Raw genomic sequence first — 16,514 nt, forward strand, 5'->3', positions numbered from 1 at the left:
CAAAAACTGGTCCGGCAAATTAGAGCCCGAAAGAAAGCCGGGTCGTTGTCGAGGATCATTAAAGAAAAATGTCGAGAAGCCGGAGTTAATGAAATTGAGCTAAAATCTGGGAGCCGCCGAAAGGCCGTGTCGGAACTTCGAAGAAGGCTCTGTTTTTATTTATACAGGGAACTGGGACTCCCTATGGCTGAGATCGCTCGCCAGGTTGGAGTTGGGACAACTGGGGTGGCTATGGCAATTAAAGCGATGGAAGCAGCTACTAAAACTGAATGAAATGAACAACGTCCCCAATGCATGCAATCATAAATGTGGAATCTGAAGGTTAAAATCATTAAAGTCGGTTCCTCCACAATTGATCCGGGAAATTCTGCCTCGCCGATCCAGGCCGGGCTGAAGTACCAAATGGGGATCGGAGGAGGATCTTCAGTGGTTGTTATCCAGGAGGGCGATGAGACCCTCTTGGTGGATACCGGCTATGAACGGGAAGGGGATGTTTCCTCTGAAAATAAGACCCGAAACTGGGCCTTGTTGAAGGGCCTGTTGGAACGGAACGGGTTCCGGTCCGAGGCAATCTCCAAAGTTTTCATCACCCATTTTCATCAGGATCATTGTGGCAGCCTGGAATATTTTGACCAGGCCAAATGGTATGCTCTGGATTCAGCCCTGGCTGAACTCAACAGTCCGAGCAAAGAACAATTCACTCCTCTAAAGGATGGGGATCAAATTCTGCCCCATACGTGGGTTATGCACACACCGGGGCACACCAAAGAGCACTGTTCCCTTCTATGGTCGGATGAACAGGAAAAGATTAAAGTGGCTATTTGCGGAGATGCCATTATCAACCTTTCCTGGCTTCAATCGGGACATGTCTGGAAATTCAATGAAGATTTTTATGACAAAAAGGTTGCCCAAGAAAGCAGTAGACGATTGATTCAACAAGCGGATATTTTGATCCCCGGCCATGGTCAGCCATTTTTTAGGCCTACAAGGTAATCCCCCATAAGAGACAGTGGCCATCAACGGGCGTTGCGATACCGTGGTGCGCATCTTTGTTCCGGTGCCAATTTGGTCTTTCCTTTTTCCCCAACTCATAGTAATTTTCTTATCAGATCTGTTTTTCTATACGAGGATTCCATGACTAAAAAAACTGATAACCAAGTCGAGCCTGTCCTGAAAAGGGTAGAAAAAAACCTCGACCTGCCTTATCATTCGATCCAAGCCAAAGACTGGGACGGGTTGGAGCGGGTCCTCTGCGACCTGTGTTTTTTAGAGAAAAAAATCGCGACCGGGTTGGTCCATGAGCTGAATGAGGATTTTCAGACCGCCCTGGAGGCCCTGCCGGAAAATCAGGAAACCACTAAAAAGAAAAGGGAACAAAAAGCCCGGCTGGCAAAATATACGCAGGATCTCCTGCTTTATGCCCGGGGTAAGATTAAAAAACTGGAGATCATTCCTTCCCTGAAACTACTGGAAAAGGAGGAACTGGAGGCGGATCGGCAGCGCCTACTCCGTCATCCAACCCGTCTGGACCGCTTAACGGCCTTCGCCCAGTTCACGAAATCCCAGACCCATCATTTTCTAAAAACGGGCTCGGTGCCGAACCTGGTTTTGGCCCAAGCATATAGCCAAGCCGCTGAGGGGCCGGTGACCCAGGCGGCCGAGGAGATAATACACTCCGGCCAGCGAGGGCCCATACTGCTGCGGCACGCAGCCTGGCGTCCGCCTTTCAACCCCCACCCGGCCCTGCTTTATACCCTGGAAGGACATACCGACGATGTTCAGGCCCTGGCCCTTACCCCGGACGGCCGGTGGGCCGTCTCGGGTGGAGGTTCGTGGGGTTTGTTCAGGGACTTCTCCCTGCGAGTCTGGGACCTGAAGACTGGCAAGTGTTTGCGGTCCCTGGAAGGACATAAACACATAGTCAACTCCGTCGCAATTTCTGCCGATGGGCGCCTGGCCGTATCGGGCGGAAAAGAAAAGGTCTTGAGGGTCTGGGATCTGATATCAGGCCGTACCCTGCTTTATTTGGAGGGGCACACGGATGAAATCCAATCCGTTTCCATGACCGCCGATGGACGTTTAGCGGCATCTGCCGGGAAAGACAAGGAAATACGATTCTGGGATCTCAGTACCGGCAATTGCTTCCGGACCCTGGAAGGAAACAATAGTTCCAACAAAACCATCAGGATCACAGCCGACGGAAAGCAGGCGGTCTTGCTTGAATTGACGCCGCATTTGGACGGCGCGGTTGGGAAGTTTTGGAAACTTTCCCTGACCCTGAGCTGGTGGGATCTGAAAACCGGCCAATGTTTAAAGTCCCTGGAAGACCACACCGAATCATTTATTGAGATATGGGGAGGGCTGGATTCGGCTAAGGCCCTGGCCCTGTTTGGAGACGGCAGGAAGGCCTTGTTAGGCAGTTTGGATGGACAGCTCAAGATCTGGACAGCGTCTAATAATCAGCTTGAATGGAGGGAGATGGAAAGGGATCTCTGGATTACCGGCCTCTCTGCTACTGCCGATGGCCGTTTAGCCGTATCCGTCGAAGGGTTCTCTGTTATGGAGAATGTGGCAACGATAAAAGTCTGGGATGTGCCCAGCGGCCGTAGTCCGGTCATATTATCGGGTCATACGGATGAGGCCCTTTCCGTAAGCGTTACCGCCGATGGGAGCTGTGCGATCTCCTGCAGTGCCGACGAAACACTCCGGGTCTGGGATCTGGAGGGGGTTCGCGGCCTCGGCCATCCATTGGAGCGACCCCGGGATTTAGGCGCCGGGGCCTTGACCGCCGATGGACAAAAGGCCCTTTTGGCCGCGGGCGAACGGAGCGGGTCCTATAAACCCATCCTCGAACTCTGGGATCTGAAAACCCGCCGCTGTCTGAAGACCCTGGAATGCGAACGAATCAATAAGGTGGCCCTCACCCATAATGACCGGATAGCGGTAACAGGCAGCCTTTATGACAGTGGACTGGTGCAGGTATGGAATCTCGAAACAGGTTCTTGTTTGAGACGCTTTCAAAGGGAGTCCGGCACGACGGTCGCGGATTTGATCCTGTCTGCCGACGGCCGAGTGGCCCTGGCCCTGATCCCAAAAAAAGTATTTTCCAAGAAGAAGCATTGGGACTATGGAAAACATTTGCTTCTTTTGGACCTTGAAAAAGAACGGTGCCTGAAAATCATGAAACATCCCGGGAAAGTCCTTTTTCCGGCCTTCCTTGTTGACGGCCGGAGGGCAATATCGTCCTGCGAAGACCGCATGGTGCGGCTCTGGGACCTGAAGTCAGGCCTTTGTCTAAGGTCTCAAGAAGTATCGGGCGAAATCACTGCCCTGAACGTCTCCCCCGATGGCCGGTGGGTCACAACCGGAACGAACACCGGTCATGTGGAAGTGTGGGATCTGGAAACCGGGGATTTGACGGTCCGGGAAGGGCATACCCTGGATGTCTCCGTGTTGGCGGCCACCCCCGAGGGCCGTCGGATCTTGTCGGGTGGACAAGATGGGCTTTTGCGGCTCTGGGACCTGGAAAACTGCCGGCCCTTAAAAATCCTGAAAGGGCATACCGAGGCTATCATATCCGTAGTGGTAACGGCCGATGGACAAAAGGCCGTATCCCACAGTGATGATCAAACCCTGAGACTATGGGACCTGGAAACCGGGCTTTGCCTCTCGGCAATTAGATTGGATAAAGTCATGAGAGGAGATTTTTGCCTGAAAGGGAATACCATCCTGGCCTGTTCTTATTCCGGGGACGGAGAAGCATTCCAGATCATTGAGCCGGGGAAAGGGAACCCAAGAGGTGTCCCTTGGAAGGTGCGGGTAACTCCGGTCCGGAAATGGCATTACGATCTTCAGGGAGGGACCGGGCATTGGGATAAGACGTTGTCAACCCTGTGTCCGATCTGCGGAAAGAGTAGCGAGGTCCCTTCAGCCGTTGTTGAATCTATCAGAAAATTAAAAAGGGCCAGGAAAAAGCCTAAAGAAAAGAGTCATTCTCCAGAGCTGTCCTTACACTGTCCATCCTGCGGATGCCCCTGGCAAACCAATCCGTTTATGGTCGATAATCGTGATTTAGTCAGGATAACACCCTGACAGGAGATGGCTGTTTGCAATGGACAGAAAATCTCGCCCCCTTCATTTACGCGCCAGGCCGGCGACTAAAGAATGGCTACGTCTGGGAGCTGGGGTCAGTTCTTTTAAATTGACAACGCTCCATGCAAAGAAGATGCCCTTGATAATATTAGAAAGTTGGAGGGGTCACGACCAAGATGGAATGACAGGCTTCCTCCCCGATCACACGCAAATACACCGGTGCATCACCGGGATAATAAACGGCATCCCCTTCGTTGAGACGAAGGGTCGTCTCTCCGATCTTCATCTCTAGACAGCCACTCAAAATAAGTGCGCACTTTTCTCCGGGGGGATCTTTGATAGGTTCCGGCCCGGAGTTAAATCCCGGCTCAAACCTGCCATACAACATTTCGATCAAGCGATTCAGGTCGGGGGTAAGCATCTCGAACAAGGCGGGAAAGTTGGGATACATGAGCTTTTTCCGTTTTCCGGCCCTGACAACCCCGATATCTTTAGTGTAGGTACCAGGGGAGCTATGTCTCTTCGATTGTAAGGTCATCTGGTTCTGGTGCCCGTTTGGATCGGTTTGCTCCTCAACGAAATTGAACAGGCTGAAGTCCATAGCCTGAGCGATTCTTTTGAGCGATGACATGGAGGGTTGGGCCAGACCCCGCTCGATTTCACTCAGGAGGCTTATTGATAGCCCTGTTTTTTCAGATAGTTGCTTAAGAGTCATCATTTGGCCTCGGCGTCTGGCCCTCAGTTTAGTTCCGAAATCACTCATCATATTAATCTCCTTGCATTTCCCGCAACTTGGCCGGAGCGTAATGTGCTTTCGAGCCAAGCAAGTAAAGTCCAATGTATTTTATTTTTCAATCCTTGTCAATAATTTCGATCATATCGAAATAATTATCTTGACAAAAGAATTTTGGCAGCTATAAGATGCATTCAATCTAAAGCATTCAAATCTTCTTTTCATAGGAGGCTGATATGACTCATAGTCAAAAGGAAGAGAAGCTGGCAAAGTATAAAGACATGAAGGGGTATTATTCAACACCGCCTGAAACGATATTTGCGGCTAAAAAGACCTGGGTTGAACAGCGGAAATGGGATCTTCCCGAGACTTTTGTTATCAAGGTGGCCCCTGTCGGGGCTTTTATTATGAAAGAAGACAACCCCAACCAAAAATATACCCCTGAGGAGATCAAAGGCGATATTGTGGAATCCGTAGAGGCCGGGGCTTGTTCGTTTCATACCCATGTAAGGGATAACCAGGGCCGGCATACACTTGATGTAAAATTATATCATGAGGTAATCGACCCGATCAAAAACAAATTTGGACGAGATGTGGTGGTCTGCGGGTGTCCGGAGGGAGCGAATACTGTTGCCGAGTCCCTGCGCCCATTACTTGAGTTTCAGGATATTATAGAAATTGCCCCAATCACGGTTACCGCGGTTAATTTAGCCGGTGATTTTTCGGTAGTTCAAACCCGTGAAATATGCCAAACCCATGTGGGATTCATGCAGGAAATCGGATGCAAACCCGAAATGGTCCTCCATAACGTTGGGGACATTTCCCTGGTAAGGCGCTGGCTTATAGACACGGGAGTCGCCAAGAAACCCTATTACTTCCGTCTGGCCATGGGGAATCCCGGGTGGGGTTATATAGAAGACCCCGATTCCATGTTTCAATGTTTAACCTTTGTAGTCAGGGAACTCAAAAAGATTGATCCAAATTGTGCCATTATGATTGATATGGCGGGAAGAGCCGGACTCTTTTCGGTTGCCACGGCAATTGCATTGGGCTTGATGGGCGCCAGAGTGGGAATGGAAGACGCCCTCTATATGTACCCCCACAAAGATGAAGTGATCAAAAATAACGTATCCGTAGTTAGACAGGCTGTTGCGCTGATAGAAGCACTGGGTCGGAAGGTTGCCACTGCCGACGATTACAGGAGATTCGTAGGTATAGATACTCTCAAAAAATAAGATTCAGACAATGCCTGAAAACCGGATGAAAAGGGAGGTCTGGCCATTATGAAAGACTTCGATGTGATCGTAATAGGAGCCGGGCTTGGCGGTCTTTCCGCGGCAACCTGTTTAAGCCAGGCAGGCAAAAGAGTATTGCTCTTAGAAAAACACAATGTCCCCGGAGGTTATGCCTCTTCTTTCCTCCGAGGCCGGTTCGAATTTGACGTGGCTCTCCATGAGCTCTCCGGTGTGGGAGGCAACGAGAATCGTGGTCCTTTGTGGGGCTTGCTCAATGGCTGGGGGGTGGCGCCCAGGGTCAAGTTTATGCCGGTGCCTGAGTTCTATCGTTGCCTATTTCCGGGTCTGGATGTGATTTTGCCGGTGGGTCGTCAAAATTTCGAGGAGACCCTGGCCAATGAATTCCCTAAAGAGGCGTCCGGAATCAAAGGTTTTGTCAGCCTGGTCTTCGATATAGCGGAAGAAGCGATGAGAGCCAATATTCTGGGCGGGTCCCCAAACAGCCTGAACCCACCGGAATTCCCCAGGATGACGGCCTATTCCAATCACACGGTGGCTCAAGTTTTTGATTCCTTTTTCTCGGACCAGAGGATACGCGCAGTGTTGGGACAGCTCTGTAACTATCTGGGCCAGCCGCCCTCAAAGCTGCCTATTACTGCTTTTGCTATGGCCTTTACGGCTTACCTGACCTACGGACCGGCCCATATCAGAGGCACGTCCCAGGCGCTGTCTCAAGCCTTTGTTGATGTCATTGAGGCCAATGGCGGTCAGGTTTGGCTGAACAAAGGCGCGGCCCGCATTTTGACTTCCGGGAACAGGGTGCAGGGTGTCCAGGCCGAAGACGGCACGAAAATCGCTTCCCCCCGGGTGGTGTGCAACGCCAATCCGGTAGTCGCCTGTCTTGATCTGATCGGCCGGGACAAGGTTCCTGACTGGTATCTCAGGCGCCTGGGGGCCTGGTCGGCCGGGGCTTCAACCTTCAACGTCTATTTGGGTCTGGATTGTACCTGTCAGGATTTAGGTCTGAAGACGCATGAAACCTTTGTCGGGATCGACTTCAATTTGGACCAGCATGATGAAGCAGCTCTAAAAGCGGTCAATAGGCAACCACTGGCGGCGGCGGTTACGGCCTACAACCTGGCCGACCCCGAATTCTCCCCGCCCGGCACGGCCTCCGTGGTAATAACCTTGGGGGCTCACGGTGCGCCCTGGCTACAGCTTTCTCCTTCCGAATACTTGGAAGCCAAGAGTGGGCTGGCGGTCAAGGCCATGGAATTGGCGGAAATTGTGGCCCCTGATCTCAGGAACCATATAGAAGTGCTGGATATCGCCACCCCCCTGACCAATACCCGCTATACGGCCAATCCCGGGGGTAGTTTTACGGGCTTTGCCGAAAATCGACAATGTTCGCCCTTGGGACGCCTTCCCAGTCGCGGGCCTTTATCGGGTCTCTATTTCGCCAATGCCTGGGTCAACATCGGGGGAGGATTCATGCCCTGCATTCTCTCGGGGTTCCTGGCCGCTCAGGACCTGCTGGAGGACGCCAAACCGGGCGGTCCGGCCCCGGTCGTAATGGAACGAATCAAGAACCAAATGGAGCAGCAGACCCAAGGCGGTCGGACCTTGACCAATGGGGAGGGCTCCAAAGCCAAAAACATTATATCCAGGCTGCATCCCAATCGGATCCTGCTTAAAGTGGATCAAATCGCAGAGGAAACGTCCAGCGCCAAGACCCTGAGAATGATCCCGGCCGAAGGATCGCTGCCTCTTTTCCGGCCCGGACAGTATGTCCATATCTTCGTCCATTTTAGCGGAGTGGCCACTTCACGGCCCTATACCATTTCTTCCTCTCTGGGAAAGCCCTATTGGGATATCACGGTTCGTCATAAGGAAGGGGGATTGGTCTCTCCCTATTTAATGGACAAAGTAAAATCCGGTGACGTCCTGGAAGCCAACGGACCCCACGGGACATTTTATCACGAACCGTTGATGGATTCGGACCATCTCGTTTTTCTGGCCGGCGGCAGCGGTGTTACACCCTTTATGTCCATCATCCGGGATGCGGTGGAAGAGAAGCGGCCTTTACGTATTCATCTCCTTTACGGCAGCCGTAGTCCCGATGACATCATCTTTAGAGATGAACTGGAACAGATCGCCCTTGGTCATCCAAACGTAAAAGTGGACCTGGTCATCAGCGGGCCTCCGAAAGGATGGTCCGGGCTGTGCGGTCTGCTGGACGCCAGGATGATTTTGTCGCGCCTGGGTTCGGTTCAAGGCAAGACCTTCTTTATTTGCGGTCCTGCCCGGATGCACGTCCTGTGTGAGGAGGCTCTGGAAAGCCTCGGCGTACCCCATAGACGCATAAAGAAAGAGGCTTACGGGCCCCCGGATGATGTGACCCTGGAACCGGGCTGGCCTGGAATTTCATTCAAGACCGCGTTCGAAGTGCGTGAAGAAAGGTCTGGCCGGCTCTTTAAGGCCAAGGCCGGCGAGCCGTTGATGATTTCGCTCGAACGGGCCGGCTTGGTGATTCCGTCGGCCTGCCGATCGGGGGAATGCACCGTCTGCCGTACCCGCCTGGTTTCGGGAAAGGTCTTCACCCCCTCCCGCGTGCGTCGGCGGTGGTCGGACGAGCAGGCGGGATACATTCACCCCTGCCTGAGCTACCCGTTGGAGGACCTGCATATAAGGCTTTAGCTAAAATCAAACGAAAGGAGACTGCCTGATGTTAGCGCCCAATCACTACTTTCCGCCGTTTTCCCGGCAGGAGTACGAACGAAGATATGGCCTGCTCTTGGAAGCCATGAAGGAAACGGGCCTGGATTGCCTGGTCATCTATGGAGCCACTTCTCTGGGAGGCAACGATACGGGCCAGATCAACGCCCAGTATTTGTCCAACTTTGCCGGAGTGGGGCACACCTACGTGGTGTTTCCGGTCAACGAGGCGCCGACCCTGCATATTGGTATGGTGCTGCACGTTCAAAACGCCAAAGACATCAGCGCCATCCAGGATGTGCGCGTCGGTATTGAGCTCGAAATCGGCGTTAGCGACAGGTTGAAAGAGCTTGGTCTCGAAAAGGGCCACATTGGCATAGTCGGTTCAGGGGTTAGCTACTTCATGCCCTGCACGATCCCCTACGAGCATTATATCCGCTTTTTAAATGATTTTCCAGGAGCGGAATTCCAGAACGTGAGCGAATGGTACGAAAACATTCGCTCGATAAAGAGCGATGAGGAAATCAAGCTAATCGACAGGGCGGCTGCGTTGAATGACCTTTGCCATGAAGAACTGTTCCACGCCGTCCGGCCCGGCATCAGCCACGCCGAGCTGCGCCGTATTTGCGAACAGATAGCCTTCATGCATAAAGGCAACCATTGCATGATGCATTTGAGTTCATGGCCCATGTCGAACCAGGAATGGCCATATCCCGATTTTTGGCCGACCGATCGCACCGTGGAACCCGATCATTTGGTGATGACGGAAATGCCGGTGGGATACGGCATGTACTACACCAAACTCATGAGCACCATTTTCCTGGGAGAACCGACCAGGGAATATCGGGACCTGTTCGAACTGGCCGCTTCGGTTCAGGAACGAGTGATTCGTGAGCTCAAGCCGGGTATGAAAGGAAGCGATGTAGATCAATTTGTTGAGCCCATCAAAGAGATCGGTTACCTGGCCACTGGCTTGGTTTCAGGCTGGTGCAACTATAACGCTCCGCCCTTCGTCGGGCAGACCCATCCGGAATTTCCACAAAAAGCCGAACAGTCCCATCTCGACCTGGTCTTCAAGCCGGGTCTTTGTGTACAGGTAATGGTTTACCCCATCGCGCCCGACTTCAAGAAAGGGTTGTGGGTGGGGAGCACCTGTGTATTCACTCAGGACGGCTTAAGGGAACTGAATAAATATCCGGTTAGAAAGCTAAGGGTGGCTTGAAGCCCACGGCGATCCTTGTCGGAAGAAATTCAGGGAAGGGATGTAAGGTCAGACCAGATGATTTTAAAGCGTATCAGACCCAGATAACGAGCCAGGAGGTGACGGATGAACCATGTTAGGCCCGCACAATCTGAAGAATTCAAAGTAAGCGGACTTCAAAGAACCTGTGTGCTGGTTCTTTGCTTCCTGCTGTACATGATCAACTTTATGGATCGACAGGTATTTTCGGCGGTGCTGGAGCCCATGAAAATAGACCTGGGGTTTACGGACACCCAGGCCGGGATATTACAAACGTCCTTTTTCCTGAGCATGGCCGTGCTGGCCTTTCCTGCCGCCTATCTGGTCGACCGCTGGAGCAGGCGGAAGACCCTGTCCTTGATGGCCATTATCTGGAGCGCCTTTACTTACCTAACCGGTTTGGGCCGAAGTCTGTCAGGCGTGTTTTTACCCCGAATTCTGGTTGGGGTGGGTGAGGCCGGGTTCCCTTCTGCGGGCACAGCTATGCTGAGCGCCGTTTATCCTCAAGAAACCAGGAGCCGGATCCTGGGAATATTCAATGCCTCCATACCGCTGGGATCGGCCATGGGGGCTTTGCTGGGCGGGTTTCTTTCTGCCCATTATGGAGGCTGGAGGACCCCGTTTTTCGTCTTCGCCGTTCCGGGAATTATTTTAGGTATCCTGGCCTTCTTCCTCAAAGACTACAAAACCGTGGCTGTGATAGCCGATCACGGGGGAAAGATCGGTTTCTGGTCATCGGTTGTCAACCTTTTCAGAATTCCGACCCTTAGGTGGCTGTATATCGGCTATGCCATGCAAATGGCCACGACTTTTTCTTTCAGCGCCTGGGGCGGGGCGTTTGTCATGCGCGCCCAAAGTGTATCAGAAGCGAAAGCCGGTATGATTCTGGGTGTCTCCGCCCTGGGGGGGATAATCGGTGCTCCGTTGGGCGGTGTGATCGCGGATTTGTGGCAAAAGAAGAACAAAAAGGGGCGCATGTACACCCCGATCCTGGCTTCGTCCGCTGGAGCGGTCCTGCTATTTCTGGCTCTTTTTCTCAACGTAAAGGGCGCGGGACTTGCCTTGATCGTGATCTGGGGTATATTTGCCGTATTGGGGATTCCCGCCGTGAACGCTATTTCTCAGGACGTAGTGGGTCCAGGACTTAAGGGGGTGGCCTGGGGCATGGGTGGATTTGTAATGATGATCGGCGGTGCCGGATGGTCGCCTTCGGCTGTGGGGGCCATTTCCGATGCCCTGGGAGGCGACGCCTGGGGACTTAAGGCGGCTATGATGCTCCTGTGCCTGCCAGGCATCATTGCCTGTATTTGCTTCTGGAGAGGTTCCAGGCATTATCCCACGGACATGGCCAAAGTCCAGGGATTTATACTCGAAGCCGAGCGATGAGAGCACCCCGGAGGTGTTTATGAAGATCTATCCAAAACCGAGGAGGAACAATCATGATCTTCTGGGATATCCAGGTACTTTATTACGGAGAAATAACTATTCCTAAGACGGTAGCCACGCCTAACCTTGGCCCGGATTTCTTGATAGATGGGCCGTATTTAGGGTTTCTCCTGCAAAACGGCAAACACAACGTCTTAGTAGACACGGGAATCTCGGACGACTTTATTGTTGACGGTAAGGCCTGGGGGAACTATCCGGCCAAGGGTGGTCGGGCGTACGTTGAGAAAGCCCTGGCAAAAGCCGGGTGCGACCCTCAAGAGATTGAAACCATCCTCTTTACCCATCTGCATAACGACCATGCCGCGAACACCTCTATATTTAAGAACGCCCGGATGATTTTTCAAAAAGACGAGTGGGCGACCCTGCTCGATCCATTGCCGATAATGAAGGTTCGCAAGGACTACGACCCGGTCCTGATTGACGCGTTGCATTCCTCGAATTGCATCAAAGTGCATGGAGACTTCGAGTTGACCGAAGGCATCAAGTGTTTCCTGACGCCGGGTCACACGCCGGGATCCATGTCTGTTGCGGTCACCACTGCCAAGGGGATAAGGATTTTAGTTGGGGACCATTGGCACATGTATTGTATGGCTTTTTCACAGCAAGACGAAATGATGGATATGGAGGGCAATAAGCACAAAATTACGCCAGCGCCGCAAATCTACGGCCATTTCATACCCTCCCCCCTCATTTACAACTATTTCGATTATTATGACAGTTGTTACAAGATTCTTTCAATGATTCCTTCCGACAGTCCGGAGTATATAGCTCCGGGCCATGAACCGTCTTTATTGGTCACAGGCGTTTAGAACTCGGGTTTCCGGGGCACGGGTCTGGAAATTTAATGGAGACTTTTATGACCAAGAGGTTGCCCGGGGAAGTAGCAGACGGTTGATTCAACAGGCGGATATCCTGATCCCCGGGTCCGGCTTCAGATCACACCTCGATAAAAGGCCAGCCTCCCGGCATAAGGCGAAAAAAGATGGAGGATCTGTTGGTGTTCTTCAGGAGATAGGGGTTCGAAATTTCGGCCGGTCCGGGCCAGGGTTTTTACCTCTTCAGGACTGGAGCACCCTACAATGGCTGAGGTGATGGGCTGGGAGAGGGCAAATCGAATGAGCAACTCGGGGGTTATGCCGGACTGGGGGATTAAATAATGAGCGGCCCCCAAGACCTTCATCCCAATAACCGCCACCCCTTTTTCATGGGCCGCCGGCAGGGTGGAGGTCAGAAACCCTCCCAGGATTCCTTCAACAGGATTCACCGGGATCAGAACCGAATCTATCGGCCAGGTTTTTACGGCCCTGGTCAAAATTTCCGGGTCATGATGACCGGTCAGGCCGATAAAGCGCGTTTTTCCTCTAACTTTGGCCTCAACAAAGGCTTCTAAGGCCCCACCCGGCCCGGCAATGGTTTGAAGATCTTCTTCGGTCCTGACATCATGGATCTGCCAAAGGTCGAGGTAATCAATCCCCATTTTGAGGAGGGTTTGGTCTAATTCCAGAAGGGCCTCTTTTTTGGTCCTCCTGGCCGATTTGCTGGTCTGAAAGATCCTGGTCCGGTCTGTGGAACGTCGAGACCAAACCAAACCGTAATAGGTTTCGCTCCCGGCATAGGCTTGGGCGGAATCAAAATAGCCAATCCCCTCGTCAAGGGCAGTCTCGATCACTTTTTGAGCCGCTTTTTCCTTTCCGAAGGTCCGGAGTACCCCTTCGCCTCCCAGACCGACGAGGGTGACATTCCTGCCGGTTTTACCAAAAGGTCGTGTTAGAAAAGATGGATTTTGCATAAAAAAATCTCCCTTTACCTCAAACGCCTCTCAAAATGTTAGCGATAAATCCGCAGATATACTCTCTTAGAATCTGCTATCTTGTTGTAAGTTAAGAATTATATTTGGATTACTCAAGGACCATATTGGAAATAATATTAAAATTTCATGGAATTAAAGAAAAACTGGACTCCGGCTCGAATATTTGGGATAAAGTTTTTTTCATGAAATGATCGGATAATGGATTCAGAAGGATCAAAATTCATGGGCAAAAAAAATAATAAAATCGATTTGTTCAAAAATTTATCCTGGGATGATCTGAAAAAATGGGCAGGGAGCAGGATTGCTTCCCGGGGGAAAGATTATCAAAAAAGCGGCCAGGTGGAAGATCTGGCCTTGACGCCCGATGGGGCCCTGGTGGCCTGGGTCCAGGGGACGGACCTGTATGCAACTCTGGTTGATGTTCAAAAAGGGGAGTTGATCGCGGATTGTAATTGCCCTTACGGGGATACCTGCAAACATGCGGTGGCCGTAGTTCTGGAAGGTCTTGATCTTCTGGAAAAGAAAAAAGAAATCCCTATATGTTCTAATAAAGATAAGCGGCTTGAGGCCCTGGATAACTTTGAACTGGATGAAGACTGGGAAGAGGAATGGGAGGAAGATTGGGAAGAAGAGGAGGATGTTATAGCCCAAAAACCTTCCTTGACCGCCAAGGCCAAATCTTCCGCTTCTCTTCGGGATTTTCTGAAAGGGCAGACCAAACCCCAGCTTATCAGCCTTATCCAGGAATTGGCCAATACGATTCCTGAGGTTAATCAGGCTTTAGAGGATCATCAATCCTTGCCATCTGGAAAAAGCTGGCCGAGAACCTGATTGCTCAAACCAAACCCAGAGCTTACGAACAAGTCCCCCATTAAGAAATTTCCGGCCCAAGGGACTTTACTTTTCCAGAAAAAAGCTCCACAATATTTAGACATGGAATGTCTGGACATACTGGGATGGTTTCTGGCCGATGCCTTAACCCAGGCGGCCGGGAGCTCACATACCACGATTATGTAATCGGATACCCCAACCCGGACCAGCCGGAACCAAGATTTTGGATATACAAAACAGGTTAATAAAACCTCAACTGGTCCGGGTCCAAGGCGTGTTCTTTAAGAAATTCTATCCATTTTGCGTAGAATTATATTCTTTAGTTACTAATTATCCCAAAAAGGAGCAAAACCATGGACATCTTCTCAGGTTTTAGTGGTTTCCCCAAACAGTCCCTATCTTTCTTTAAAGACCTGGCCCTAAACAACACCAAGATGTGGTTTGATCAGCACAAGGAGGTCTACGAACAGCAGGTTATGGCACCGGCCCGTGATTTTATCCTGGCCATGGGAGACCGGTTGAAAAAAATCGCCCCAGGGGTGCAGGCCGACCCCCGGGTCAACAAGTCCCTTTTTCGTCTCAACCGGGACATCCGCTTCAGCCATGACAAGACCCCTTATAAAACCCACCTGGGTATCTGGTTCTGGGAAGGTTCCAGACCCCGGATGGAATGTTCCGGTTTTTATTTTCATCTGGAACCGGAAAAGTTCATGTTGGGGGTGGGGCTTTATTGTTTTCCCAAAGACCTTCTGGACACCTACAGACAATCGGTCGTCCATCCGATCCATGGCCCGGCCCTGGCCAAGATCATCAAGGGGATCAAGAAGCAGGAAGGTTATTATTATGGGGGACAGCATTTCAAAAAAACCCCTCAGGGGTTTGACCCGAAGCACCCCAATGCCGAATTCCTGCTTTATAATGGACTCTATGCCGGAATTGAGATTCCTAACTCAACGGAACTGTTTTCTTCCGGTCTGGTGGACCTCTGCTTTGAACATTATAAAAAAATGGCCCCTCTCCACCGCTGGCTGCTGGCCCTGACCGAAAGGGGATAAAACAAGTTTCAAGATGCAAGTTTCAAGTAGGAAAAACTTCATATAAACTCTCTTTATTCCATTTTCATGTTCCGTGGTGCCCCAGTGAGGGCTGGGTATTTAATACTTTTTTGGAGGGTACTGATAATGAAAAAACTACTTCTTTTTTTGTCCATGTCCTTTTTTATTTTCTCTTCAATTTTTATTTTTTCTTCAATGGCCCTGGCCAAGGAAGGAAAAAAAGCCAAGGTTTTCAAAATCGGAATTACCCAGATCGTTTCCCATCCGGCTTTGGACGGGGCGGCCAAGGGATTTGAGGCCGCCCTGGCCGAAGCCGGATTCAAAGAAGGAGTAAACTGCTCTTTTGACCGCCAGAATGCCCAGGGAGAAATGGCCAATGCCCAAACCATAGCCCAGAAATTCCAGGATGCCAAGGTGGATCTGGTCCATAGCATCGCCACCCCGACCTCCCAGGCGGCCGTCAAAACCATAAAAAAAATCCCTATCGTCTTTTCCTGTGTCACCGATCCGGTCGATGCCGGTCTGGTCCCCAAAACCAGTTCCCCGGGAACCGGGTCCGGGACCAACGTCACCGGTGTCAGCGACCGTTGGCCTGTTTATCTCCAGCTTGAAATGTACACCAAGTTCGTTCCGAAGGCCAGGAAATGGGGCACTATCTATAGCGCCGGGGAGGCTAATTCTCTGGTTCTGGTCAAGGAAATGCGGGAGGCGGCTAAAAAATTAGGCTTGGAATTGCATGAAGCTACGGTATCCGGCAGCGCCGAGGTCTTTCAGGCTGCCCAGTCTTTGGCCGGAAAGGTTCAGGCTATTACTATTACCGCCGATAATACGGCGGTCTCCGCCTTTGAAGCCATTGTCAAGGTCTGTAATGAAAACAAGATCCCCCTCTTTGCCGGAGATATAGACAGCGTGTCCCGGGGGGCCATAGCCGCCTATGGACTGGATTATTTCCTGATCGGCCAGACGGCCGGCACCAAGGCAGCGCGCATCCTGAAAGGGGAAAAAGCCGGGGACGTCCCCTGGGGACTGGGGGAAAGATTTAATCTGGTGATCAACGAAAAGGCGGCCAAGGCCCAGGGAGTGACGATTCCCCCGGCCCTGCTAAAAAAAGCCCAAAAAACTATCAAAGAATAGATTTTGGAAATTCTCATCAACATTTTTCAAATCTCGCTGGAACAGGGCCTGGCCTATGGCCTGGTGGCCTTAGGCATTGTCGTTAGCTTCCGGGTCCTTTCTTTTCCCGACCTTACCGTTGATGGAAGCTTTGTTCTGGGCGGGGCTGTGGCTGCCAAGATGATTGTTTCCGGTTATTCCCCCCTTCTGGGAGTCCTCCTGGCCCTGGCGACCGGTTTCTTGG

13 protein-coding genes are annotated in these 16,514 nt (G+C 51.6%); 11 read left to right on the plus strand and 2 right to left on the minus strand.

Features of this window, described 5'->3' with window-relative positions:
* Positions 1-426: 426 nt before the first annotated feature.
* Together HY879_04405 and HY879_04410 are read left to right on the plus strand one after the other, a co-directional pair.
* Entirely contained in the window at positions 427-993 is a 567-nt protein-coding gene (locus HY879_04405) for an MBL fold metallo-hydrolase (GenBank protein MBI5602577.1), read from the plus strand.
* Between the two features lie 141 nt (positions 994-1,134).
* Positions 1,135-4,092, plus strand: coding sequence for a WD40 repeat domain-containing protein (locus HY879_04410; protein MBI5602578.1), 2,958 nt, complete (start codon positions 1,135-1,137; stop codon positions 4,090-4,092).
* A 148-nt stretch (positions 4,093-4,240) separates the two neighbouring features.
* On the opposite strand, the gene HY879_04415 is transcribed toward HY879_04410, so the two are convergent.
* Entirely contained in the window at positions 4,241-4,858 is a 618-nt protein-coding gene (locus HY879_04415; GenBank protein MBI5602579.1) for a helix-turn-helix transcriptional regulator, read from the minus strand.
* Between the two features lie 203 nt (positions 4,859-5,061).
* On the opposite strand from HY879_04415, the gene HY879_04420 reads away from it, so the two are divergent.
* The 5 genes from HY879_04420 (at position 5,062) to HY879_04440 (ending at position 12,270) form a co-directional block, all read left to right on the plus strand.
* Positions 5,062-6,060, plus strand: coding sequence for a 3-keto-5-aminohexanoate cleavage protein (locus tag HY879_04420; GenBank protein MBI5602580.1), 999 nt, complete (start codon positions 5,062-5,064; stop codon positions 6,058-6,060).
* Positions 6,061-6,108: 48 nt separating this feature from the next.
* Positions 6,109-8,757 carry an FAD-dependent oxidoreductase gene (locus tag HY879_04425; protein MBI5602581.1) on the plus strand — a complete coding sequence of 883 codons (2,649 nt, stop codon included), beginning with the start codon at positions 6,109-6,111 and terminating at the stop codon, positions 8,755-8,757.
* Between the two features lie 28 nt (positions 8,758-8,785).
* Complete coding sequence (locus HY879_04430) at positions 8,786-9,997, plus strand: aminopeptidase P family protein (protein ID MBI5602582.1); 1,212 nt, start codon at positions 8,786-8,788, stop codon at positions 9,995-9,997.
* Positions 9,998-10,102: 105 nt separating this feature from the next.
* Positions 10,103-11,401: an MFS transporter gene (locus tag HY879_04435; protein MBI5602583.1), complete on the plus strand. Its 1,299-nt coding sequence runs from the start codon at positions 10,103-10,105 to the stop codon at positions 11,399-11,401.
* 53 nt (positions 11,402-11,454) lie between these two features.
* Positions 11,455-12,270 (plus strand): N-acyl homoserine lactonase family protein, encoded by an 816-nt coding sequence (locus HY879_04440; protein ID MBI5602584.1) that lies wholly within the window; start codon positions 11,455-11,457, stop codon positions 12,268-12,270.
* Positions 12,271-12,392: 122 nt separating this feature from the next.
* Here HY879_04440 and HY879_04445 read toward each other — a convergent pair whose 3' ends face one another.
* Complete coding sequence (locus HY879_04445) at positions 12,393-13,250, minus strand: aldo/keto reductase (protein ID MBI5602585.1); 858 nt, start codon at positions 13,248-13,250, stop codon at positions 12,393-12,395.
* Positions 13,251-13,493: 243 nt separating this feature from the next.
* Between HY879_04445 and HY879_04450 the strand changes: the two genes are divergently transcribed.
* The 4 genes from HY879_04450 to HY879_04465 form a co-directional block, all read left to right on the plus strand.
* On the plus strand, positions 13,494-14,102 hold the full coding sequence (locus tag HY879_04450) for an SWIM zinc finger family protein (protein MBI5602586.1): 609 nt from the start codon (positions 13,494-13,496) through the stop codon (positions 14,100-14,102).
* A 353-nt stretch (positions 14,103-14,455) separates the two neighbouring features.
* Positions 14,456-15,157, plus strand: coding sequence for a DUF2461 domain-containing protein (locus HY879_04455; GenBank protein MBI5602587.1), 702 nt, complete (start codon positions 14,456-14,458; stop codon positions 15,155-15,157).
* A 126-nt stretch (positions 15,158-15,283) separates the two neighbouring features.
* Complete coding sequence (locus HY879_04460; protein MBI5602588.1) at positions 15,284-16,291, plus strand: ABC transporter substrate-binding protein; 1,008 nt, start codon at positions 15,284-15,286, stop codon at positions 16,289-16,291.
* Positions 16,292-16,300: 9 nt separating this feature from the next.
* Positions 16,301-16,514, plus strand: a 214-nt coding sequence (locus HY879_04465) for an ABC transporter permease (GenBank protein MBI5602589.1), incomplete at its 3' end; no start/stop codon positions are given.

The sequence above is a fragment of the Deltaproteobacteria bacterium genome (assembly GCA_016219225.1).
Classification (GTDB): domain Bacteria; phylum Desulfobacterota; class RBG-13-43-22; order RBG-13-43-22; family RBG-13-43-22; genus RBG-13-43-22.

Coding starts and splice junctions, on each gene's coding strand:
- HY879_04450 (MBI5602586.1), top strand. CDS start 13,494: ATGGGCAAAAAAAATAATAAAATCGATTTGTTCAAAAATTTATCCTGG.
- HY879_04440 (MBI5602584.1), top strand. CDS start 11,455: ATGATCTTCTGGGATATCCAGGTACTTTATTACGGAGAAATAACTATT.
- HY879_04420 (MBI5602580.1), top strand. CDS start 5,062: ATGACTCATAGTCAAAAGGAAGAGAAGCTGGCAAAGTATAAAGACATG.
- HY879_04455 (MBI5602587.1), top strand. CDS start 14,456: ATGGACATCTTCTCAGGTTTTAGTGGTTTCCCCAAACAGTCCCTATCT.
- HY879_04425 (MBI5602581.1), top strand. CDS start 6,109: ATGAAAGACTTCGATGTGATCGTAATAGGAGCCGGGCTTGGCGGTCTT.
- HY879_04410 (MBI5602578.1), top strand. CDS start 1,135: ATGACTAAAAAAACTGATAACCAAGTCGAGCCTGTCCTGAAAAGGGTA.
- HY879_04415 (MBI5602579.1), bottom strand. CDS start 4,858: ATGATGAGTGATTTCGGAACTAAACTGAGGGCCAGACGCCGAGGCCAA.
- HY879_04460 (MBI5602588.1), top strand. CDS start 15,284: ATGAAAAAACTACTTCTTTTTTTGTCCATGTCCTTTTTTATTTTCTCT.
- HY879_04435 (MBI5602583.1), top strand. CDS start 10,103: ATGAACCATGTTAGGCCCGCACAATCTGAAGAATTCAAAGTAAGCGGA.
- HY879_04445 (MBI5602585.1), bottom strand. CDS start 13,250: ATGCAAAATCCATCTTTTCTAACACGACCTTTTGGTAAAACCGGCAGG.
- HY879_04430 (MBI5602582.1), top strand. CDS start 8,786: ATGTTAGCGCCCAATCACTACTTTCCGCCGTTTTCCCGGCAGGAGTAC.